Annotated in this window: 19 protein-coding genes; 10 read left to right on the forward strand and 9 right to left on the reverse strand. The window is 61.8% G+C overall.

Annotation, left to right across the window (positions count from 1 at the left end):
- Window positions 1-297 precede the first annotated feature (297 nt).
- From J3P86_RS16580 to J3P86_RS16590, 3 genes are all read right to left on the reverse strand, one after another.
- Window positions 298-546, reverse strand: a complete 249-nt coding sequence (locus J3P86_RS16580; protein WP_305500228.1) for a metallothionein — start codon at window positions 544-546, stop codon at window positions 298-300.
- Between the two features lie 26 nt (window positions 547-572).
- Window positions 573-842: a hypothetical protein gene (locus J3P86_RS16585; protein WP_434573334.1), complete on the reverse strand. Its 270-nt coding sequence runs from the start codon at window positions 840-842 to the stop codon at window positions 573-575.
- Between the two features lie 72 nt (window positions 843-914).
- Window positions 915-1,424: a ferritin-like domain-containing protein gene (locus tag J3P86_RS16590; protein WP_305500226.1), complete on the reverse strand. Its 510-nt coding sequence runs from the start codon at window positions 1,422-1,424 to the stop codon at window positions 915-917.
- Window positions 1,425-1,604: 180 nt separating this feature from the next.
- Between J3P86_RS16590 and J3P86_RS16595 the strand changes: the two genes are divergently transcribed.
- Window positions 1,605-2,432 (forward strand): NAD-dependent protein deacetylase, encoded by an 828-nt coding sequence (locus J3P86_RS16595; RefSeq protein ID WP_434630088.1) that lies wholly within the window; start codon window positions 1,605-1,607, stop codon window positions 2,430-2,432.
- A 111-nt stretch (window positions 2,433-2,543) separates the two neighbouring features.
- On the opposite strand, the gene J3P86_RS16600 is transcribed toward J3P86_RS16595, so the two are convergent.
- Window positions 2,544-3,446, reverse strand: a complete 903-nt coding sequence (locus tag J3P86_RS16600; protein WP_434630086.1) for a LysR substrate-binding domain-containing protein — start codon at window positions 3,444-3,446, stop codon at window positions 2,544-2,546.
- Between the two features lie 167 nt (window positions 3,447-3,613).
- On the opposite strand from J3P86_RS16600, the gene J3P86_RS16605 reads away from it, so the two are divergent.
- From J3P86_RS16605 to J3P86_RS16615, 3 genes are read left to right on the forward strand one after another with little or no spacing between them, the layout of a single operon-like run.
- Window positions 3,614-4,312, forward strand: coding sequence for a CoA transferase subunit A (locus J3P86_RS16605; RefSeq protein ID WP_434573329.1), 699 nt, complete (start codon window positions 3,614-3,616; stop codon window positions 4,310-4,312).
- 35 nt (window positions 4,313-4,347) lie between these two features.
- Window positions 4,348-5,013, forward strand: coding sequence for a CoA transferase subunit B (locus J3P86_RS16610; protein WP_003180355.1), 666 nt, complete (start codon window positions 4,348-4,350; stop codon window positions 5,011-5,013).
- An 11-nt stretch (window positions 5,014-5,024) separates the two neighbouring features.
- Window positions 5,025-6,206 (forward strand): acetyl-CoA C-acetyltransferase, encoded by a 1,182-nt coding sequence (locus tag J3P86_RS16615; protein ID WP_434698448.1) that lies wholly within the window; start codon window positions 5,025-5,027, stop codon window positions 6,204-6,206.
- Window positions 6,207-6,535: 329 nt separating this feature from the next.
- Here J3P86_RS16615 and J3P86_RS16620 read toward each other — a convergent pair whose 3' ends face one another.
- Window positions 6,536-7,249: a FadR/GntR family transcriptional regulator gene (locus tag J3P86_RS16620; RefSeq protein WP_434698449.1), complete on the reverse strand. Its 714-nt coding sequence runs from the start codon at window positions 7,247-7,249 to the stop codon at window positions 6,536-6,538.
- A gap of 327 nt (window positions 7,250-7,576) precedes the next feature.
- Here J3P86_RS16620 and J3P86_RS16625 point away from each other — a divergent pair, with 327 nt between their 5' ends.
- Both J3P86_RS16625 and gudD read left to right on the forward strand, forming a co-directional pair.
- Window positions 7,577-8,923, forward strand: a complete 1,347-nt coding sequence (locus J3P86_RS16625; RefSeq protein ID WP_434630080.1) for an MFS transporter — start codon at window positions 7,577-7,579, stop codon at window positions 8,921-8,923.
- Window positions 8,924-8,953: 30 nt separating this feature from the next.
- Complete coding sequence (gene gudD, locus J3P86_RS16630) at window positions 8,954-10,297, forward strand: glucarate dehydratase (RefSeq protein ID WP_434630078.1); 1,344 nt, start codon at window positions 8,954-8,956, stop codon at window positions 10,295-10,297.
- 146 nt (window positions 10,298-10,443) lie between these two features.
- Here the strand turns inward: gudD and glgB are convergent, their stop codons facing one another.
- The 3 genes from glgB to J3P86_RS16645 all read right to left on the reverse strand — a co-directional run bounded on the left by glgB (window position 10,444) and on the right by J3P86_RS16645 (window position 18,240).
- The gene (gene glgB, locus J3P86_RS16635) at window positions 10,444-12,678 is read right to left on the reverse strand and encodes a 1,4-alpha-glucan branching protein GlgB (RefSeq protein WP_434630076.1); all 2,235 of its coding nucleotides are present in this window, start codon (window positions 12,676-12,678) and stop codon (window positions 10,444-10,446) included.
- A gap of 11 nt (window positions 12,679-12,689) precedes the next feature.
- The gene (gene treS / locus J3P86_RS16640; RefSeq protein WP_434630074.1) at window positions 12,690-16,034 is read right to left on the reverse strand and encodes a maltose alpha-D-glucosyltransferase; all 3,345 of its coding nucleotides are present in this window, start codon (window positions 16,032-16,034) and stop codon (window positions 12,690-12,692) included.
- Between the two features lie 208 nt (window positions 16,035-16,242).
- A complete protein-coding gene (locus tag J3P86_RS16645; protein ID WP_434698450.1) occupies window positions 16,243-18,240 on the reverse strand; it encodes an alpha-1,4-glucan--maltose-1-phosphate maltosyltransferase in 1,998 nt (665 codons plus the stop codon).
- A 209-nt stretch (window positions 18,241-18,449) separates the two neighbouring features.
- Between J3P86_RS16645 and J3P86_RS16650 the strand changes: the two genes are divergently transcribed.
- Entirely contained in the window at window positions 18,450-18,614 is a 165-nt protein-coding gene (locus J3P86_RS16650; protein WP_434630070.1) for a hypothetical protein, read from the forward strand.
- Window positions 18,615-18,753: 139 nt separating this feature from the next.
- Here J3P86_RS16650 and J3P86_RS16655 read toward each other — a convergent pair whose 3' ends face one another.
- Window positions 18,754-19,254, reverse strand: coding sequence for an MgtC/SapB family protein (locus J3P86_RS16655; RefSeq protein ID WP_434573314.1), 501 nt, complete (start codon window positions 19,252-19,254; stop codon window positions 18,754-18,756).
- A gap of 136 nt (window positions 19,255-19,390) precedes the next feature.
- Between J3P86_RS16655 and J3P86_RS16660 the strand changes: the two genes are divergently transcribed.
- The 3 genes from J3P86_RS16660 to mapR all read left to right on the forward strand — a co-directional run bounded on the left by J3P86_RS16660 (window position 19,391) and on the right by mapR (window position 22,798).
- On the forward strand, window positions 19,391-19,627 hold the full coding sequence (locus J3P86_RS16660; RefSeq protein WP_434698451.1) for a DUF3203 family protein: 237 nt from the start codon (window positions 19,391-19,393) through the stop codon (window positions 19,625-19,627).
- A gap of 195 nt (window positions 19,628-19,822) precedes the next feature.
- On the forward strand, window positions 19,823-21,235 hold the full coding sequence (gene ccoG, locus J3P86_RS16665; RefSeq protein WP_434698452.1) for a cytochrome c oxidase accessory protein CcoG: 1,413 nt from the start codon (window positions 19,823-19,825) through the stop codon (window positions 21,233-21,235).
- Between the two features lie 153 nt (window positions 21,236-21,388).
- Window positions 21,389-22,798 carry a GntR family transcriptional regulator MpaR gene (gene mapR / locus J3P86_RS16670; protein ID WP_305500207.1) on the forward strand — a complete coding sequence of 470 codons (1,410 nt, stop codon included), beginning with the start codon at window positions 21,389-21,391 and terminating at the stop codon, window positions 22,796-22,798.
- The last annotated feature ends 29 nt before the right edge of the window (window positions 22,799-22,827 follow it).

A 22,827-nucleotide genomic window follows, 5' to 3' on the forward strand; every position in this document is an offset into this window, starting at 1 on the left:
GCCTGCTCGCGAAAGCGGTAGAAAGTTCAACATTCATATCGAATCATAAATAGCATTCGCGAGCAGGCTCGCTCCCACAGGGGCCTACTCAAAGCCTCAAAAACAGTGCGTGTCTTTCCACGCTGTCCGCCAAGGGCCGGATGGCGCCAGCACCCCATTGCACCGGTCTCGTCACCCAGGCCGCGCGCCGTTCCAGGAAGCCAAAACTCGCGAGCTGCCGGTGTTGTCTTGCACCACCGCACTGACCGGCTTGCGGTGTCCGGGCACCCTGTCGCCGATGCCCGGATAAAGCGATGTTCAGGGTGAAATCGGATCGCTGGCCGGGAACGTTTCCTCCAGCGCTTCATCCAGTTGGTTATTGGTAATGTCCCGCTCGCCGACCTTGCCACTTTGTTCACAATGACAATCCGCCGCCGGACATGGCTCGCCATTCGGGTGTTGTTCCGCGCAGGCCTGGCTGCAATAGGCCTCGCCGTCATGATTGAACACCCGCTCGGGATCTACCTCGCAATGGCAGCCGGGGCAGCCACACTGCAGTTCGCTCATGTTTGTCCTCCAGGGGGCCGCTGTCGTCAGGATCCCACCAGTAATTGAACTTCAAGGTTGGCCGCCGCGACGCCGTGCTTCGCTACATACACTTCGTCGGTCCAGCCTTTGGTCAGGTTGCGATAAGTCTGCGTGCCAAGGGCCGCTCCGCTGTTCCATTCAATGACATCGCCAATGTCGACATCATTGGCGGGCCCTAGCTCAAGCACCGTATGGCCGTCTTCTTCCGCCACATAGACGCCCACCCTGGCACTCTGTCGATTGATGGCTCTAACCTCACCGGTGGTCTGCTTCATACCTGTCCTCTTTGCGGTTGATGGCAGGTTTGGCGCGGCCGAACCGTGCCGGGCCGCGCCTCGCATTGCACCTCAGCGCTTGGCTTCGGTATGCGGATTGGCCGAACGCTCAAGGAACGCCTGGGTGATTTCCGGCAGATGATCGCGCAGCCATTCAGCCATGGCGATTTCCTGCGGCAGAATCTGCTCGCAGGCCTTTTGCGTTTCCACATCGCCGGCCACTTTCGCCGCTTCGATCAGCACCGTGTACGAAGCAATTTCCAGGTTCTCGAAGACGTAGCCACTCATGGCGCCCTTGACCACTTCGTCGCTCATCGCCATGCCACCCATGGCTTGACCGAACGCCATCAGCTTGCCGGCCATGTCCTTGAGCATCGACGGGCTACCGCCCAGGCGCTGGATGCATTGTTCCACCAGCTTCTGCTGGCCGAGCGTCTCTTCGATGTGCTGTTCGATCCGCGCCTTGAGCACGGGGTAGTGCTCCAGCCGCTCGGCCTGGGCCTTGAGCATTTTCTCCGCTTGCTGTTCCATGGCATGAGCGTCGTTGAGCCAATCCAGCAGGTTCTCTTTAGGGGTTGCCATTTACCTTCTCCTTAATCAGTGTTCATCGACGCACCGCAGTGCGAGAGCGCTGAAATACCGCACATAAGGTGGATGTCGCGCGCGCCGGGAAAGTTTGAACAATCACCTTCGGCGGGCGACGAAAGGCGCTTGGCGAAGCCGATGCTACCCTCAAGGAATCCAGGCCAGCGGAGTACACCCATGCCCGACGATCTTCACCGTGACCCCGTCGAACAATTGCACGAATACCTGACCGGACGGCGCTACCTGGTGCTGACCGGAGCGGGCATCAGCACGCCGTCCGGCATACCCGATTACCGGGACAGCGACGGCGTGCGACGGGGCAGGCAACCGATGATGTACCAGGAGTTCCTCGCCAGGCCCGAAGCGCGGCGGCGCTACTGGGCGCGAGCGATGCTGGGCTGGCCACGCTTGCGCCAGGCACGGCCGAACCAGGCCCATGAGGCCTTGGCGGCGTTGCAGGGCCAGGCGCGCATCAGCGGCTTGATCACCCAGAATGTCGACGCCTTGCATGACCGGGCCGGGAGCCGCGATGTCATCGAGTTGCACGGCAGCCTGCATCGGGTGCTATGCCTGGACTGCGGCCAGCCGAGCGAGCGGCAGCAGATCCAGTTGTTGATGGAGGACCAGAACCCGTACCTGGCCGGTGTCGATGCGGTGCAAGCGCCCGACGGCGATACCTTGCTGGACCCGGCCTTCGAGGCCCGCTTTCAAATCCCCCGTTGCCCGCATTGCGATGGCGAACGCTTGAAACCCGACGTGGTGTTCTTTGGTGAAAACGTCGCCGCCGCTACCGCGACTCGCGCCACCGAGGCAGTCGGGCAAGCGGATGGATTGCTGGTGGTGGGTTCATCGCTGATGGCGTATTCGGCCTTTCGCCTGTGCCGGGCGATCAAGGATCAGGGCAAGCCGCTGCTGGCGATCAACCGAGGCAAGACCCGCGCCGATGAGCTGTTGGATCTGAAGGTTGAAGTGGCTTGCGAAGCCTTGTTGCCATTGCTGATCTAACACCGCCATCCACTGTGGGAGCGAGCTTGCTCGCGATAGCGTTGGATCAGTTGCATCAATGTTGGCAGACACACCGCTATCGCGAGCAAGCTCGCTCCCACAGGGATTGGGTTATGCCGAAGGTAACTGCGCGCCCATATCCTGATCCCTGAGCGTATCGAACATCGCCTGGGCCGCCGCCGACAATTCATGACCCGGCTTGGTCAGCACGCCGATGGCCCGCTCTATTACCGGATCGCTGAGGATGATGCAGCGGGCGCCCAGCTCGTGCATCTGGCCGACACACAGGGCCGGTACGGCGCTCACGCCCAGGCCGCTGGCAACCATCCGTCCGACTGTCGCCAACTGATGACTTTCAAACTCGACCGGCAATTTCATACCGCGAGCCTGCAGATGCTCTTCGAGCATCACCCGTACCGTCGAGGGTCGTTGCAAGGTGATGAACGGCTGCTCCAGCAGCATTTGCCAACGGATCTCGCCGAGCTTGGCCAGCGGCGAATCCAGCGGCACCACCGCGACGAAGCGATCCAGGTACAACGGCGTGAACGCCAGCGATGAACTTTGCATCGGCTCGAACGCAACGCCCAGTTCCACGTGACGATCGCGGACCATTTCCAGCACCTGCTCGTTGATCACGTCGTTGACCGTGACGTTGACATTCGGGAACCGGGCGCGGAAGGTCTTGAGGATCGGCGGCAGCAGGTTGCCGGCAAACGAGGGCATCGCCGCCAGCGTCACGCGGCCGCGCTGCAAGGTGAAGCGCTGGCGCATTTCATCCTCGGCGTTTTCCCAGTCGGCCACCAGGCGGCGTGCCAATGGCAGCAGCGATTCACCTTCGGGCGTCAACGCCACGTTACGGGTGTTACGACTGAACAGGCGACCGCCGAGTCCTTCTTCCAGGGCCTTGATCGTCAGGCTCAGGGCCGATTGGGACAGATGCAGCCGCTCGCCGGCGACGGCGAAGCTCAGGCTCTGGGCCACGGCGAGGAAGGCGCGGATTTGCTTGAGGGTCATGGTCGCTGCGCTCCCAGCGGCAAGCAGTGAGTTTCAAGCTGCAAGTGAAGGGCAGCAACTATTGAGTTTTATCAATCAATCCCACGTAAAAATCAACTTAACAAATATATGACTTGGCGCAACACTGCATTTCATTGCGACCCCACTCAAGAATAAAAGAGGTGTCTATGGCAGGTTTCGACAAACGCGTGAGCTCCTATGAGGAAGCGCTTGAGGGCTTGAAGGACGGCATGACTGTCATTGCCGGCGGCTTCGGCCTGTGCGGTATCCCGGAAAACCTGATCGCCGAGATCAAGCGCAAGGGCACCCGCGATCTCACCGTGGTTTCCAACAACTGCGGCGTCGACGGTTTCGGCCTCGGCGTGCTGCTGGAGGACCGGCAGATCCGCAAGGTAGTCGCCTCCTACGTGGGGGAAAACGCCCTGTTCGAGCAGCAACTTTTGAGTGGCGAAATCGAAGTCGTGCTCACCCCTCAAGGCACCCTTGCGGAAAAAATGCGTGCGGGTGGCGCTGGCATCCCGGCCTTCTTCACCGCCACCGGCGTCGGCACGCCAGTGGCCGAAGGCAAGGAAGTGCGTGAGTTCCATGGCCGCCAGTACCTGATGGAAGAGTCCATCACCGGTGACTTTGCCATCGTCAAAGGCTGGAAGGCAGACCATTTCGGTAATGTGGTCTATCGCCATACCGCGCAGAACTTCAATCCGCTGGCCGCCACGGCGGGCAAGATCACCGTGGTCGAAGTCGAGGAAATCGTCGAGCCCGGCGAGTTGGACCCGGCGCACATCCATACGCCCGGCATCTACGTCGACCGGGTCATTTGCGGCACGTTCGAAAAGCGCATCGAACAGCGCACCGTGCGTAAGTGATCCCCTGCCCCCGGCCCGAATGAAGGAATAACACCATGGCACTTTCCCGCGAACAAATGGCTCAGCGCGTCGCCCGCGAAATGCAGGACGGCTACTACGTGAACCTCGGTATCGGCATCCCGACCCTGGTAGCCAACTACATTCCCGAAGGCATGGAAGTCATGCTGCAATCGGAAAACGGCTTGCTCGGCATGGGCGCGTTCCCCACCGAAGCCGAAGTCGATGCGGACATGATCAACGCCGGCAAACAGACGGTTACCGCGCGCATCGGTGCTTCGATCTTTTCTTCGGCCGAATCCTTCGCCATGATCCGTGGCGGCCACATCGACCTGACCGTACTCGGCGCGTTCGAAGTCGACGTCGAGGGCAACATCGCGTCGTGGATGATTCCCGGCAAGCTGGTCAAGGGCATGGGCGGCGCGATGGACCTGGTGGCCGGTGCCGAGAACATCATCGTCACCATGACCCATGCGTCCAAGGACGGTGAGTCGAAACTGCTGCCGCGCTGCAGCCTGCCGCTGACCGGCGCCGGTTGCATCAAGCGCGTACTGACTGACCTCGCCTACCTGGAAATCCAGGACGGCGCCTTTATTCTCAAGGAACGTGCCCCAGGCGTCAGCGTCGAGGAAATCGTCGCCAAGACCGCCGGCAAGCTGATCGTGCCGGACCACGTACCTGAAATGCAGTTCGCTGCCCAGTGAGGAGAGATTCGATGCAAGAAGTCGTGATTGTCGCCGCTACCCGTACCGCCATCGGCAGCTTCCAGGGCTCGCTGGCGGCCATTCCCGCGCCGGAACTTGGCGCCGCGGTGATCCGTCGCTTGCTGGAACAGACCGGTCTTTCCGGCGAGCAGGTCGATGAAGTGATCCTCGGCCAGGTATTGACTGCAGGTTCCGGACAGAACCCGGCGCGCCAGGCGTCGATCCTCGCCGGCCTGCCCCATGCCGTGCCAGCACTGACTCTGAACAAGGTCTGCGGCTCGGGTCTCAAGGCGCTGCACCTGGGCGCCCAGGCGATTCGCTGCGGCGATGCCGAAGTCATCATCGCCGGCGGCATGGAGAACATGAGCCTGGCCCCGTACGTGTTGCCAGCGGCCCGCACCGGTTTGCGCATGGGCCACGCGAAGATGATCGACAGCATGATCACCGATGGCCTGTGGGACGCGTTCAACGATTACCACATGGGCATCACCGCCGAGAACCTGGTGGACAAATACGGCATCAGCCGCGAGGCGCAGGATGCTTTCGCCGCGGCGTCCCATCAGAAAGCCGTCGCCGCCATCGAAGGCGGGCGTTTCGCCGATGAGATCACGCCGATCCTGATTCCCCAGCGCAAGGGCGATCCGGTGGCCTTTGCTACTGACGAGCAGCCCCGCGCCGGTACTACCGCTGAATCCTTGGCCAAGCTCAAGCCGGCCTTCAAGAAAGACGGCAGCGTCACTGCGGGCAATGCGTCCTCGCTCAACGATGGCGCCGCCGCCGTGATCCTGATGAGCGCGGAAAAAGCCAAGGCGCTGGGCTTGCCGGTATTGGCGAAAATCAGTGCCTACGCCAACGCCGGTGTCGACCCGGCCATCATGGGCATCGGCCCGGTCTCGGCCACCCGTCGCTGCCTGGACAAGGCCGGCTGGTCGCTGGATCAACTTGACCTGATCGAAGCCAACGAAGCCTTCGCCGCCCAATCCCTGGCTGTCGCCAAGGAACTGCAATGGGACATGGACAAGGTCAACGTCAACGGCGGCGCCATTGCCCTGGGCCATCCGATCGGGGCATCGGGTTGCCGGGTGCTGGTGACGCTGTTGCATGAAATGATCAAGCGCGACGCCAGGAAAGGCCTCGCGACACTGTGCATCGGCGGCGGTCAGGGCGTGGCTCTCGCACTGGAGCGGGCGTAACCGGCAACAGGCAAAACGGTGGCTGCGCGGACCCACGATATCCGCGTGACCACTGGCAGCAGACCGGCGCAACTTTGGTTGCGCCGGTTTTTTTTTGCCTGCACCGGCCCCGTGGCGCCGAATTCGGCAGCGCCTGCGATCGAATGTGGGAGCGAGCCTGCTCGCGAAAGCGGTGGGTCAGTTTGCATCGATGCTGAATGTGCCGGCCTCTTCGCGAGCGGGCTCGCTCCCACACAGGTTCTGTGACAGCTGCGGAACTCGATAACACCCAAGATCCATGTGGGAGCGAGCCTGCTCGCGAAGGCGACAGACCAGGCGACGCTGATCCTTCAGGCCCCTGCGCCAAACCGGTCGCGGCTGTTGGTCAGGTGCAGCCACATGGCGGCGCGGGCGGCATCGGGGTCCTGGCGCTGGATGGCGTTGAAAATCGCCTCGTGCTCCAGGTTCGCAAACTGCGCCAGCTTGCCCAGGTCCGCCTGGCCGCGTTCGGCCATGTTCACCCGGGTGCGGGGGATCATCGCACTGCCCAGGTGCTGCATGATTTCGACAAAACAGCTGTTATCCGTGGCCTCAGCAATCAGCAAATGAAAACGCCGGTCAGCCTCGACGCAGCTGTCGTTGTTGTTGAGCAAGCGCTGGTAGTCGTCCAGCGCCTGGCGCATCTGCTGCAATTGCTCCTCACTGCGGCGCTGGGCCGCCAGCGCCGCGGCCTGGGTTTCCAGGCCCAGGCGCAATTCGAGAATCCCGCGCACGCCCGCTGCAGTATCGACGTTGAGCCTCAGCCCCTGCTCTCCCGTCTGCTCCAGCACAAAAGTACCGATGCCATGGCGAGTCTCCACCAACCCCGAGGCCTGCAATTTGGAGATCGCCTCGCGCACCACCGTGCGGCTGACCCCATGCTCGCGCACGAAAGCACCCTCCGACGGCAGTTTCTCTCCAGGCTTCAACTGCCCCAGCAGGATGCTCTGGCTCAACTTCGCCACCAGGTCATGGGCCAGGTTGTGGGTGCGCTTGCGCAGAGGCGTTTGAGTGTCTTGCTGCATGTGCCACGGGTTCCTTGAAAACAGGCTCGTCGATCCTACCATCCGCCGCGTCGGAGTTGTTTGCGGATGCAGGCCAACTTGTATGACAACAGCCAATATCACGCTGGCTTAATCCTGGAAAGCTCACCAGGCGTTTGCTGTCTCAACGCCTGAGCAATCCGGCCACAACCTCATCAAAGCCAACAAACACGGTATAAGGATGACCACATTCAATCCAATCGTGCTCAAAAACTGCTTGTCAGATAAAAAAATCAACTTGTATGATGTCTATCAACATCGGCACCTGCACGATGCCCCGCATAAAAATAAACAGTGGGAGAAAATCCAGTGAACTCATCCAGCCTCAAGGCAGATGCCGGCGCGGATCCGGTGCTGTCCTCGGCCATATCCAAGGTCAAGCGCCACATCCTGCCGCTGTTCGTCATCATGTTCATCGTCAACTACATCGACCGTGTGAACATCGGCTTCGTCCGTTCCCATATGGAGCACGACCTGGGCATCGGCGCAGCCGCCTATGGTTTTGGCGCCGGCCTGTTCTTCATCGGCTACGCGCTGTTCGAAGTCCCGTCCAACATCCTCCTGCAACGCATCGGCGCCCGTATCTGGCTGACCCGCATCATGCTCACCTGGGGCCTGGTGGCGGCAGGCATGGCCTTCATCCAGAACGAAACCCACTTCTACATCCTGCGTTTCCTGCTGGGTGTGGCCGAAGCCGGTTTCTTTCCCGGCGTGATCTACTACTTCACGCGGTGGCTGCCCGGCGTCGAGCGCGGCAAGGCCATCGCGATTTTCCTCAGCGGCTCGGCGATCGCTTCGCTGATCTCCGGCCCGCTGTCGGGGCTGCTTTTGCAGATCAACGGCCTGGGCATGCACGGCTGGCAGTGGATGTACTTCATCGAGGGGATGTTTTCGGTCTGCCTCTGTGTGTTCGTCTGGTTCTGGCTGGACTCCAAGCCTCACGACGCCAAGTGGCTCAGTCGCGACGAGCAGGATGCGCTGGTCAAGGCCATCGACGATGAACAGGCGGCCCGTGAAGCGGCGACGCCGATCAAACTGTCGATCGGCCAATTGCTCAAGGACCGCCAGATCATCCTGTTCTGCCTGATCTATTTCTTTATCCAACTGACCATCTACGCGGCGACCTTCTGGCTGCCGAGCATTATCAAAAAGATGGGCGAGCTCAGCGACCTTCAGGTCGGCCTGTTCAATTCGATTCCCTGGCTGCTGTCGATCGTCGGCATGTACGCCTTCGCCTCGCTGTCGGCCAAATGGAAGTTCCAGCAGGCCTGGGTTGCCGCTGCCCTGTTGATCGCTGCGGCAGGCATGTTCATGTCCACCACCGGCGGGCCGATCTTCGCTTTCGTTGCGATCTGCTTTGCGGCCCTGGGTTTCAAGTCCGCCTCTTCGCTGTTCTGGCCGATCCCCCAGGCCTACCTGGACGCACGGATCGCCGCCGGTGTCATCGCGCTGATCAATTCGGTGGGCAACCTCGGCGGATTCGTCGCCCCGACTACTTTCGGCCTGCTTGAGCAGCACACCGGCTCGATCCAGGGCGGGCTCTATGGCCTGGCGGCCACGTCGATCATTGCCGCGATCATCGTGTTTGCCGCGCGCAATACGCCCAAGCCGAAAACCCTAAAGCCTTCCACCGACCCGGCTACCAGTCACGCCTGACCACAACAATAACTCAAGGATCCGTACACGATGACTACCCAAGAAACCAGCAAAGCCCCGATCATCACCAGCATGCAAGTTGTGCCCGTGGCTGGCCACGACGGCATGTTGCTCAACCTCAGCGGTGCCCATGGCCCGTTTTTCACCCGCAACATCGTGATTCTCAAGGACAACGCAGGGCATACTGGCGTGGGCGAAGTGCCCGGCGGTGAGCGCATTCGCCAGACCCTTGAAGATGCTCGCTCACTGGTGGTTGGCAGCCCGATCGGCACCTACCAGAAAATCCTCAACAGCGTACGCCAGGCCTTTGCCGATCGTGACGCCGGCGGTCGCGGCCTGCAGACCTTCGACCTGCGTATCACCATCCACGCCGTCACCGGCCTGGAAGCTGCGTTGCTCGACCTGCTCGGCCAGCACCTGGATGTACCGGTCGCCGCCCTGCTCGGCGAAGGCCAGCAGCGCGATGAAGTGAAGATGCTCGGCTACCTGTTCTACGTCGGTGATCGCCAGCAGACCGACCTGCCCTACCGCAGCGAACCGCAGGCTGAAAACGACTGGTTCCGCGTACGCCACGAAAAAGCCCTGGACGCTGACGCGGTGGTACGTCTGGCCGAGGCGGCCCACGCGCACTATGGCTTCGAGGATTTCAAGCTCAAGGGCGGCGTGCTCAGGGGCGATGAAGAGATCGAAGCGGTGACGGCGTTGGCCGAGCGTTTCCCCCAGGCGCGCATCACCTTGGACCCGAACGGCGCCTGGTCACTCAAGGAGGCCATCCGCCTGTGCCGTGACCAGCACAAGGTGCTGGCCTATGCCGAAGACCCTTGCGGTGCCGAGAATGGTTATTCGGGTCGTGAAGTCATGGCCGAATTCCGTCGCGCCACAGGCCTCAAGACCGCCACCAACATGATTGCCACCGACTGGCGCGAAATGGGTCACGCGATTACGTTGCAGTCGGTCGACATTCCCTTGGCGGACCCGCATTTCTGGACGATGCAGGGTTCGGTGCGGGTGGCGCAAATGTGCAATGAATGGGGCCTGACCTGGGGCTCTCACTCCAACAATCACTTCGATATTTCCCTGGCGATGTTTACCCACGTCGCGGCCGCCGCACCGGGCGACATCACCGCCATCGACACTCACTGGATCTGGCAGGACGGCCAACGGCTGACCAAGGCGCCCTTGCAGATCCGCGGTGGCTGCGTGCAGGTGCCGAAGAAACCGGGGCTGGGGATCGAACTGGACATGGACCAGTTGGCCAAGGCTCATGAGTTGTACAAAGGCATGGGACTTGGGGCGCGGGATGATTCGGTGGCGATGCAGTATCTGATCCCGGGCTGGACATTCAACAACAAGCAGCCGTGCCTGGTGCGCTGAGAGGCTGAGGACTTTTAGCTCAGCACTGTGGGAGCGAGCCTGCTCGCGACAGCGGAGTGTCTGTCAGCACTTTTGTGACTGACTGACCGCCATCGCGAGCAAGCTCGCTCCCACATTGGATCAATGTGATCCAAATGAATCCGGGCCTATCCCTCCGGTCGCAGGATCAGCACCGCCAGCGGCGGCAGGTTCAGTTCCAGCGACAGCGCCTGGCCATGGCTGGGGATCGCCTCGGTGGATGCACCGCCGCCGTTGCCATAGTTGGAACCGGCATAGGTGTCGGCGTCGCTGTTGAGCAATTCCACCCAGCGTCCGCCAAACGGCACGCCGACCCGATACGCCTCGCGCGGCACCGGCGTGAAGTTGGCGACCACCAGTACCGGCCGGCCATCCTTGCTCCAGCGCAGCCATGCATAGACACTGTTGACCGCATCGTCACCAATCAGCCATTGGAAGCCTTGCGGCGCATCGTCCTGGTCATGCAGCGCCGGTTCTTCGCGATAGAGCCGGTTCAGGTCGCTCACCAGCTTCTGCACGCCCCGGTGCTCGGGGTATTGCAGCAGGTACCAGTCCAATTGCTGGTCATGGTTCCACTCGCGCCATTGGCCAAACTCGCAGCCCATGAACAACAGTTTCTTGCCGGGATGGCCCCACATGAAGCTCAGGTAGGCGCGCAGGTTGGCGAATTTCTGCCAGCGGTCACCGGGCATCTTGTCGATCAGCGAGCGTTTGCCGTGGACCACTTCGTCATGGGAAATCGGCAAGACAAAACGCTCGGACCAGGCGTAAACCAGGCCGAAGCTCAGTTCGTTGTGGTGATGAGCGCGGTACACCGGGTCCTGCTGGATGTAATGCAGCGAATCGTGCATCCAGCCCATGTTCCATTTGTAGGCGAAACCCAGGCCGCCCTGCTGCGTGCTCTGGCTGACACCCGGCCACGCCGTGGACTCCTCGGCAATCACCAGCGCGCCGGGCGTCTCCAGTGCAACCACGTCGTTGAGGTGGCGCAGGAAGTCGATGGCTTCCAGGTTCTCCCGTCCGCCGTGGCGGTTGGGTACCCACTCGCCGGCCTTGCGCGAATAGTCGCGATACAGCATCGAGGCCACCGCATCCACCCGCAGGCCGTCGACATGGAAATGCTTGAGCCAATGCAAGGCCGAGGCCAGCATGAACCCATGGACTTCGGTGCGCCCGAGGTTGTAGATCAGCGTGTCCCAATCCTGGTGGAAGCCTTCCAGCGGGTTGCCGTATTCATACAGCGCGGTCCCGTCGAACTGGGCCAGGCCGTGGGTATCGGTCGGGAAATGCGCCGGCACCCAATCGAGGATCACGCCGATATTGGCCTGGTGGCAGGCGTTGACGAACGCGGCGAAATCATCGGGCGAACCGAAACGCGCGGTTGGGGCAAATTGCGACAGCGGTTGATAGCCCCACGAGCCGCCAAACGGGTGTTCCATGATCGGCATCAGTTCGATGTGGGTGAAGCCCAGGTCCTTGACGTAGGGAATCAACCGCTCGGCCATTTCATGCCAGTTGTACTGCCGGGAAACCTCCCCCGCCTCGTCGATCTCGCACTGCCAGGAACCGGCATGCAACTCGTAGATCGACAGCGGCGCGCCGGGTAGCTGGCGCTCGCGGCGGCTTTGCATCCACTCGTCGTCTTGCCATTCGATTTTCAACGGCGCGGCGACCTTGGATGCCGTGTCCGGTGGCATCTGGGTGGCCAGGGCCACCGGGTCGGCCTTGAGCGGCAGGATGCCGTGGGCGCCAAGGATTTCGTATTTGTAGCCTTCACCCGGACCGAGCCGCGGGATGAATATCTCCCACACGCCGGACGGATAACGGATGCGCATTGGATGCCGGCGCCCGTCCCAGACGTTGAAGTCCCCCACCACCGACACCCGGCGCGCGTTCGGCGCCCAGACCGCGAAGCGCACACCGTCGACGCCATCAACCGTCTTCAGTTGCGCACCGAGGCACGCGCTGAGGTCGCGGTGATTGCCTTCGGCGAACAGGTAAAGATCCATCTCCCCCAGCAGCGGGCCGAAGCTGTAGGGGTCTTCGGCAACCTGCTCGCCGCCCGCCCAACGGGTGCGCAGCAGGTACGGCTGTGCGCGGTCGAAATGGCCGACGAACAGGCCCGGCGTTTCGGTGGCCTGCAATTCGCCCAGCTCCTCGCCGCCGTCACGGGCGAGCACATGCACGCTCAACGCACCGGGCAGGTACGCGCGGATAAATTGTCCGCCCGCCCCGTCGCCATGCGGGCCCAGGATCGAGAACGGATCTTGGTGTTCGGCGCGCACCAGCGCGTCGATGTCGCGGGGGGCCGGCAACAATGCCTCTTTGGCCTGCCCCTGGGTTTCCTTGTTCGAGACGCTCATGATTCTCTCCACTAAATCGGTCCGGCTAAATCGGAAAAGGGTTGCAGCCCACTCAACAGCCCGTACAGACCGTGCAACGGCACGGGCAGCCAGGCGGGGCGATTCTCGGCTTCATAAGCCACTTCATAGGCCGCCTTCTCCAGGCCGAACAACGCCAGCGCGGCGTCCTCGCCTTCAGCATCCTTCCATTCATGGGCAAGACTAGCTGCCGCCAGCCGATACGCCTCGACAAATGCCTGGCGGGCCTCAATCAAATAGCGGTCGGCGACCCGTTTGCGCGCCGCATCGGCGTCGGCCGTCGTGTCCACGGTGTGCAGTTGGACCGCCATCGCTGCCGCGTAATCGAAGGAACGCAGCACGCCGCTGACGTCTTTGTACGGGCTGTGCTTGCCACGCCGCTCATGCAACGGCCGCGCCGGCTCACCCTCGAAGTCGATCAGGTAGGCGTCGCCCTTGATCACCAGCACCTGCCCCAGGTGAAGGTCGCCATGCACCCGGATACGCAAGCCACCGGCCGCCTTGCCGGCCAGTTCCTGGACATGGGCCAGCACGGTTTTCCTGTGTTCCAGCAAGCGTGCGACCATGGCTTGGTCCGCCGGGTTCAATTGCCCCTGGTTCTGCTTGAGCAGACGCAAGGCGTTTTCCACCTGGGCGACAACGTCCTTGCCGATCGCCTGGGCCTCTTTGGTGCTGGTGGCCTGCGGCGCGAAGTCCGGGTTGTCGGTGGGCTGGGCAAGCACCTTGTGCATTTCCCCCAGACGCTGGCCGAGCATGCCGGCGAAGTCCTTCAGCTCGCCCAGGGCGTTGTAGTGCTGTTCCTGTTCGGACACCGCGTCCGCCAGTTCGTCGCGCAAGGCGCGCTCGAGGTTGTTCTGTGTCCATTCCCACGCATCACCCTGATTGCTCAGGTAACCCTGGGCGATCATCAGCAGCGCATCCTCGCCCCTCGCGTCGCGGCGAATCACCGAACCCAGCAGCGGCGAAATATTGCTGAAGCCGGCAGCGGTCAGGTAAGCGCTCATCTCCAGTTCCGGATGCACGCCCGACGCGACCTTGCGGATGAGCTTGAGCACTAGGCTGCCGCCAACCACCACCGAACTGTTGGACTGCTCGGCGGACAGGTAGCGCACCTCCGGCTCGGCGCCAAGGTTCAGCGCCGCCAGGCCTGCGGTGGGTTCAAAACGCAACTCGCCATCGGCGCACGGCAATACCGTGTTGGCCTGGATGCCTTGCATCACGGCTCGCACGAAGCTCTCCAGGGTGAACGCATCGGTAATCAGCCCGACCTGACGCCCCCGGCGGACCCGCGACAAGGCCAGTTGCTGGGGCAGCGCCGGGCCCACCTGGTCCTCGGCCAACAGACCGAATGGCAGTTGATAGCGCAGCGTCTGACCGGCACTGGTCACGTCGATTTCGCTCAACAGCACAGGCCGTTGCGGATCACCGAAGCGCACGCCATAGACGATGTCGACTTTCTCGATAGCGCTGTCCTTGCCGGCGAACCAGCGACGGTTCTGCAGCCAGCTTGGCAGAATGCTCTGCTCCAACGTGGTGCGTGACGGCGCCTCGAGCAATTCTTCCAAGCGCTTTTTCAGTACCAGCGTGGTGAAGTCCGGCAGGCTCTGCGCAGGTTCCACATGCCAGCTCGGCATCTGGTTTTCCGCCGCCAGGGCGAACCAGTAGAAGCCGTACGGCGCCAGGGTCAGGAGGAAATTCAACTGACCGATGGGCGGGAAGGCATTACCCCCGAGCATTTCCACCGGGACCATGCCGGCATAGGCCGAGAGGTCCAGCTCCGCCGCCTGGGCGCTACGTGAAACGTTGGCGACGCAGAGAATGATTTCATGCTTGCCATCCGGGCCGGTGTATTCACGGGTGTAGGCAAGGATCCGGCGGTTACTCGGCGACAGCATTTTCAGCGTGCCCCGGCCGAAGGCCTTGGACTGCTTGCGCACCGCGAGCATCCGACGGGTCCAGTTGAGCAGCGAGTGCGGGTCGCCGGCCTGGGTCTCGACGTTCACCGAGAGGTAGCCGTACTGTGGATCCATGATCGGCGGCAGCACCAGACTCGCCGGGTCGGCGCGGGAGAAACCGCCGTTGCGGTCGATGGACCACTGCATCGGCGTGCGCACGCCGTCGCGGTCACCGAGGTAGATGTTGTCGCCCATGCCGATTTCATCGCCGTAGTACAAAGTCGGCGTACCGGGCATCGACAGCAGCAAACTGTTGAGCAATTCCACGCGGCGACGGTCGCGCTCCATCAGCGGCGCCAGGCGACGGCGAATGCCCAGGTTGATCCGCGCCCGGCGATCGGCCGCGTAGTAATTCCATAGGTAATCGCGCTCCTTGTCGGTGACCATTTCCAGGGTCAGCTCATCGTGGTTGCGCAAGAAAATCGCCCATTGGCAATTGGCTGGAATCTCCGGAGTCTGGCGCAGGATGTCGGTGATCGGGAAACGATCCTCCTGGGCCAGCGCCATGTACATGCGCGGCATCAACGGGAAGTGGAACGCCATGTGGCATTCGTCGCCATTGAGGCCTTGAGCGTCGACATCGCCAAAATACAGCTGGGTGTCTTCCGGCCACTGATTGGCCTCGGCCAGCAGCATGCGGTCGGGGTAATTGGCGTCGATCTCGGCGCGGATCAACTTGAGGACGTCATGAGTCTCGGGCAAATTTTCGTTGTTGGTGCCGTCGCGCTCGATCAGGTACGGAATCGCGTCCAGGCGCAGGCCATCGATGCCCATGTCGAGCCAGTAGCGCATCACCGACAGCACGGCCTTGATGACCTGCGGGTTGTCGAAGTTGAGGTCCGGCTGGTGGGAATAGAAGCGGTGCCAGAAGTACTGGCCGGCCACCGGATCCCAGGTCCAGTTGGACTTCTCGGTATCGAGGAAAATGATCCGCGTGCCGTCGTACTTGTGATCGTCATCCGACCAGACGTAGAAATCACGCGCCTTCGAGCCCTTCTTGGCCTTGCGCGCGCGCTGGAACCAGGGATGCTGGTCCGAGGTGTGGTTGATGACCAGCTCGGTGATGACCCGCAGGTTGCGCTTGTGGGCCTCGGCAATGAAGCGCCGCGCATCGGCCATGGTGCCGTAGTCGGGGCTGACGCCACGGTACTCGGCAATGTCATAACCGTCATCGCGCCGGGGCGAAGGATAGAACGGCAGCAGCCAGATGGTGTTGACGCCCAGGTCGGCAATGTAGTCGAGCTTCTCGATCAGCCCGGGAAAGTCGCCGATCCCGTCGTTGTTGGAGTCGAAATAGGATTTGACGTGGACTTGATAGATGACCGCGTCCTTGTACCAGAGCGGGTCATTGATAAAGGTGGCAGACCGGGGTTTCTTGGCCATTTGCAACTCCTGAAAATTCGATAGAACCGCGGGTCACAGGCTTGTTTCTTTTGTGATGCAAGATCTCTGTGGCGAGGGGATTTATCCCCGCTGGGTTGCGAAGCGACCCCAAAAGCTTCAGCGCGGCCAACCGGACGTATCCGTTTTGACCCATTGGGGCTGGCCCAGCGGGGATAAATCCCCTCGCCACGAGAGCCGTTCTCGCGCCTCACGCCACGCTGATCCGCCAGATCCCGAACGGCTGGTATGCCGGGTCGATCCGCATGAACTGGTACTTGCCATACCAGGTCCAGCGGTGGCCGTTCATCAAATCCTCGCCCTGGGTCTGGGCATCGTCCGGCAGGCCCATCTCCCACAACGGCAATTCGAAATTGGCTTCCTGGACATTGCGCGGATCGAGGCTCACCGCCACCAGGATGAAGTTGCTGCCATCCGGCGTGCGCTTGCCGAAGTACAGGATGTTGTCGTTCCAGGCGTTGTAGATCTTCAGCCCCAGGTGCGTGTGCAGCGCCGGGTTCTGGCGGCGGATACGGTTGAGCTGAGCGATCTCGGCGATGATGTTGCCCGGCGCGGTGAAATCCCGTGGCCGAATCTCATACTTCTCCGAATCGAGGTATTCCTCCTTGCCTGGCACCGCTGCTGATTCGCAAAGCTCGAAGCCCGAATACATGCCCCACAGGCCCGACCCCATGGTCGCCAGCGCGGCGCGAATCAGAAAACCGGCGCGCCCCGACTCGTGGAGGAACGCCGGGTTGATATCCGGCGTATTGACGAAGAAATTCGGCCGGTAGCATTCGCGCAAAGGCGACTCATTGAGCTCAGTGAAATAGGTCGCCAGTTCGGCCTTGGTGTTGCGCCAGGTAAAATAGGTGTAGCTCTGGGAATAACCGACCTTGCCCAGCCGCGCCATCATCGCCGGTGTGGTGAAGGCTTCCGCCAGGAACATCACCTCTGGGTACTGCGCGCGCACGTCGGCGATCAGCCACTGCCAGAACGGCAACGGCTTGGTGTGGGGATTGTCGACGCGGAATATCTTCACACCCTCGTTGACCCAGCCCACCACGATGTCGCGCAGTTCGGTCCACAGGCTCGGTATCGCATCGGCGGCGTAGAAATCGACGTTGACGATGTCCTGGTATTTTTTCGGCGGGTTCTCCGCGTATTTGATCGTGCCGTCAGGCCGCCAGCTGAACCAGCCCGGATGCTGCTTGAGCCAGGGGTGGTCCTGGGAACACTGGATGGCGAAGTCGAGGGCGATTTCCAGGCCGTGATCGGCTGCGGCGGCCACCAGACGGCGGAAATCCTCGCGAGTGCCCAACTGCGGGTGAATCGCCTCGTGCCCGCCCTCCTCGCTGCCAATGGCGTAAGGGCTGCCCGGATCGTCGGGGCCGGCGGTCAGGGAGTTGTTCGGACCTTTGCGGAAACTGCGCCCGATCGGGTGGATCGGCGGGAAGTACAGCACGTCGAAGCCCATGTCCTGGATCACCGCCAAGCGCGAATGCACGTCGTTGAACGTGCCGTGGCGGCTGGGATCATCGGTGATCGAGCGAGGGAACAACTCATACCAGCTGGCGAACTCGGCCCGCTCACGCTCCACGTCCAGCGGATATTCGGGACTGATGCTCAGGTAAGGCCGATGGTCAGCCAGCGACATCAGGTCCGCGCTGCGTGGTTCAAGGAACAGGGCGACCTGTTCTTCTGGCAACAGACTCGAAAGCTGCTGGTGCAACTCGGCCAGCTGTTCGCTCAATTCCCCATCGCTGCGCTCGGCAGCCTGTTGCACGTGATTGCGACCCTCCTGCAGCTCCAGGCTGATGGGGACCCCGGCGGCGAATTTTTTTTCCAGCTCATAGCGGAAGCTGGCGAACTGATCAAACCAGGCCTCGATGCAAAACACGTAGCGGCCGACGGCCGGTAGGTTAAATTGACCGCGCCAGCTGTTGTTGCCCAGCTCGGTCATCACTTCGCTGTTCCAGATATCGTCTTCCAGCGCACGCCAGCGGATCCGCACAGCCAACTTATCGTGGCCATCGGCAAACACCTTGCTGGTCACCGTCACGTCCTGTCCCGCCAGGGCCTTGGCGGCAAACTGCCCGCCATCGATCACCGGCATGGTGTTTTCAATCGCAATACGTGGCAATAACAACGCCTGGGACAACGGCAGATGCGGGTTGTACGCCAGGTCATTTGGCTGTTCGGCAGTCATCGAGCATCGCTCCTTCTACGCCCCATGGACGCGCTTGTGGCGGTAAAGGCCCAATGGGTCCCTGATTTAACTCACTTAAGCTCCGAACCGGACCGGCGACCAAAAGTTCAGCACGATTTACTGGCCGGCACCGGGGAATCAAACCCGTCGGGCCATGGTCAACCAGACAAGCACGACTCAAGCCACATCCACCCCGGAGGCCCGATCGAATGACCATTCCCATCCCGGCCGAAACACCCGATCCGAACATCGACGACCCAATCCTGCCGCCACCCGGTCCGGATCCCGAGCCGATTCCAGAGAAGGACCCACCGCTGGACCCGCAACCGCCTTTGGGAGATCCGCCGAGCGAGGCGCCGCCGGAGCGGGTTTGACTCGCCAGATCAGTGAAAAACCTGTGGGAGCGAGCCTGCTCGCGAAAGCGGTGTGTCAGTCAGCATAGGTGGTGCTGATTACTCCGCCTTCGCGAGCAGGCTCGCTCCCACAGAATTCAATGCCCAGTCCGGCGAATGGTTACAACTTTTCATCTTTTTCCAGCGCCCGAACAATCATCGGCATCACACTGAAAATCGCCAGCGCCAGCACCGTACTGAGCAACGCTGTCGCTTCCCGGCCCAATCCGGCGGCAACGCCGATGGCGGCGGTCATCCACAGGCCGGCGGCGGTGGTCAGGCCTTTTACGTGGCTTTCGTCGCCATTGTCGTTTTTCAGGATGGTGCCGGCGCCGAGGAAGCCGATGCCAGCGACGACGCCCTGAATCACCCGGCTCATCGCGTCGGCCTGGGAGCCGGACATCTGCGGCACCAACACGAACAGCGCGGCGCCCAGCGCCACCAGCATATGGGTGCGCACGCCGGCGGCCTTGCCCTTGTGCTCACGCTCGAACCCCAGGATGCCCCCCAGCAGTGCAGCCATTACCAGGCGCACCGTCACCCGTGTCATCTGCTCGGTATCGGTGATGTCGGCGAATTCAGCTTGCAGGGTTATCCATACTTCATCCCACCACGATTCCATGGACCTTCCTCTCTTCACTCGATAAATGATGGACCACAAGCGATGCGAGACGTGCGACCGACCGCTGATCAGCCGCAACGAACCCTGCCGGCGGCACGCCACCTAACGTTCAGACATTGAAGGAAGGAGCATCAACATGACTGTACGAATCGATGACAACCAGACCTGCCACTTCGACACCCCCAACGTCCAGGAACAGCGACCGGCGTGCGAGTTGACGATCATTACCGACCCGGACAAGGCCATGTCAGCCGTGGAGCTCAATGGCGGGCGGGTCTACCTGACCGAGGCGGAAGTGGATGCCCTGACCGTGGCCGGAGCGGCTGACGGACGGCAGAACCTGAAGGCGACTGACAGCGACTCAGTGATCTGACTCCACGTGGCGAGGGAGCTTGCTCCCTAGCCATAGGAGGGGGGTTGTTCGGTCATCGCCGGGTGCATCAAAGTGTCGCAGGGCCGGGGCCGCGCGGTATCTGATCCGTTTTTTATCCCGCTACCTGAGTCTGTTATGCAAACAGTTCAATGGTCATAGTGCTCCGGCCAGATAGCGGCTGATGAGCGACCGACCATGAGCGAAAGAATCCCCGCCCAGTTGATACAGACTTTCGACCCCGCCCCCACGAGAATCAGGGCCAGGACTACCGACAACCTGATCCACACCCGTAGCTTCAGCGGTTTGTTTCGTACCCTGCGCATCAGCGGTGCCGGCGTCCTGTTCCTGCTGTTCTTCGGCACGGTTTGGCTGGACTGGAACGGTCGCCAGGCAGTGCTCTGGGATCTTTCCGAGAGCAAATTCCATATTTTCGGCGCGACCTTCTGGCCCCAGGACTTCATCCTGCTCTCGGCGTTGTTGATCATTGCCGCGTTCGGCCTGTTTGCGATTACCGTGTTCGCCGGGCGCGTGTGGTGCGGCTACACCTGTCCTCAGAGCTCATGGACCTGGATCTTCATGTGGGTCGAGAAGATCACCGAAGGTGAGCGCAATCAGCGGATCAAGCTGCAAGCCGCGCCGTGGGGCGTGAACAAACTGCTGCGACGCTCGGCCAAACATACGTTGTGGCTGGCCATCAGCCTGCTCACCGGCCTGACGTTCGTAGGCTACTTCACCCCGATCCGGCCGCTGGCGGAAGAGCTGCTGACCCTGCAAATGGCTGGCGTCAGCCTGTTCTGGGTGGTTTTTTTCACCGGGGCCACTTACGTCAACGCCGGCTGGCTGCGCGAAGCCGTGTGCATGCACATGTGCCCTTATGCGCGATTTCAGAGCGTGATGTTCGACAAGGACACGCTGACCGTTTCCTACGACGTGGCCCGTGGCGAAATTCGCGGCCCGCGCAAACGCGATGCGGTCCCGGCCAACATCGGGCTGGGCGACTGCATTGACTGCCAGATGTGCGTACAGGTCTGCCCGACCGGCATCGATATTCGCGACGGTCTGCAAATGGAGTGCATCGGCTGCGCGGCCTGCATCGACGCCTGCGATTCGATCATGGACAAGATGGGCTACGCCCGTGGCCTGATCAAATACACCTCCGAACGTCAGCTGCAAGGCGGCAAGACTCACCTGCTGCGACCACGGCTGGTCGGCTACACGGCGGTATTGATGGTCATGATCGCTGCGCTGGCCCTGGCACTGGTGGAGCGGCCAATGGTGTCGCTGGATGTGAGCAAGGACCGTGGCCTGTTCCGTGAGAACAGCCAGGGCCAGATCGAAAACATCTACAGCCTGAAGATCATCAACAAGACCCAGCAACGCCAGGCGTATCAATTATCGCTGGCGGACGGCGCTGGTTTCGTCCTGCAAGGCAAGACCCAGTTGAGCCTGGCGCCCGGAGAAATCGTCGACGTGCCGGTGTCGGTGGCGATGCTCAACGAACGGCCGGACAAAGGCTCGCAGGAACTGACGTTCAAAGTTGCCGACAGTGATAAGCCCGATGTTTACAGCGAAGCAAAAAGCCGTTTTGTAGCACCGATGAATCGGTGAACCCTTAAGATGCCTTGCTTTTGTGGGAGCGAGCTCGCTCGCGATGGCGGCCCGCCAGACGACCTCAACGTTGTATGTGCAGGCCTCATCGCGAGCAAGCTCGCTCCCACATTTAAAAACGCGAACCACGCGTTATTCCAAACCGGGCCTGCCATGAAACGCTACGAAAAATTTGCCGACGATATCGCCGAACTGATCCGCTCCGGCATGCTCGGGCCGGGCCAACGGGTGCCGTCGGTGCGCTACGCCAGCCAGACCTACGGCGTCAGTCCGTCCACCGTGTTCCAGGCTTATTACCTGCTGGAGCGACGTGGTCTGATCCGTGCCCGGCCGCGCTCCGGCTACTTCGTCAATCATCACGCGCCGAGCCCGTTCTGCGAGCCGGTCGCCAGCAGCCAGGTCCACGAGTCCACCGAGGTCGACGTCAGCGAACTGGTATTTTCGGTGCTCGACTCGATCAAGGATCCGACGACCGTACCGTTCGGCTCGGCATTCCCCAGCCCGACGCTGTTTCCCCTGCAACGCCTGTCCCGCTCGTTGTCCAGCGCCACGCGGGACATGGATCCGCGCGTAGTGGTCACCGACATGTCGCCGGGCAACCCTCAACTGCGCCGCCAGATCGCCCTGCGCTATATGGTCGGCGGGCTGATGCTCCCCATGGAGGAACTGCTCGTCACCAACGGCGCCCTGGAAGCATTGAACCTGTGCCTGCAAGCCGTGACCGAGCCGGGCGACCTGGTGGCAATCGAGGCGCCCGCGTTCTATGCCAGCCTGCAAGTGCTCGAACGGCTGAAACTCAAGGCGGTGGAAATCCCCGTCCACCCGCGCGACGGCATTGATCTCGATGTGCTGGAACAGACGCTGGCGCGCCATCCGGTCAAGGCCTGCTGGTGCATGACCAGCTTCCAGAACCCGATTGGCGCGACCATGCCCGAAGCGCGCAAACAGGCCCTGGTCGAATTGTTGCGTCGCTACCAGGTGCCGTTGATCGAGGATGATGTCTATGCCGAACTCTACTACGGCCAGCAGGCTCCCAAGCCGGCGAAAGCGTTCGACACCGAAGGCCTGGTGATGCACTGCGGCTCATTCGCCAAGAGTCTGGCCCCGGGCTACCGCATCGGCTGGGTCGCCGCCGGGCGCTACGCCCGGAAGATCGAGCGGCTCAAGCTGATGACTTCACTGTGCGCCTCGATGCCGGCCCAGGCCGCCATCGCCGATTACCTGCAACATGGAGGCTACGACCGTCACCTGCGCAAGTTGCGCTACGCCCTGGAAGAACAGCAAAGCGCCATGCTCGCCGCCATAGCCCGGTATTTTCCGGCGCAGACTCGGGTGAGCCAGCCGGCGGGTGGGTACTTCTTGTGGCTGGAGCTGCCGGAGCAGATTGATTCGCTGAAACTGTTCCAGATGGCTCTGGCGCAAGGCATCAGTATCGCACCGGGGCCGATCTTTTCAGCGACCCGGCGCTTCAGGAACTGTATTCGCCTGAACTATGGCGGGCCCTGGACCGATGTGTCGGAAAAGGCCATGGAGACGTTGGGGCGGATTATCCGGTCGTTCTGAGTGCGGTGTTGCCCTTAGGATTGCCATCG

This window comes from Pseudomonas sp. D1-1, assembly GCF_051132225.1.
GTDB lineage: Bacteria > Pseudomonadota > Gammaproteobacteria > Pseudomonadales > Pseudomonadaceae > Aquipseudomonas.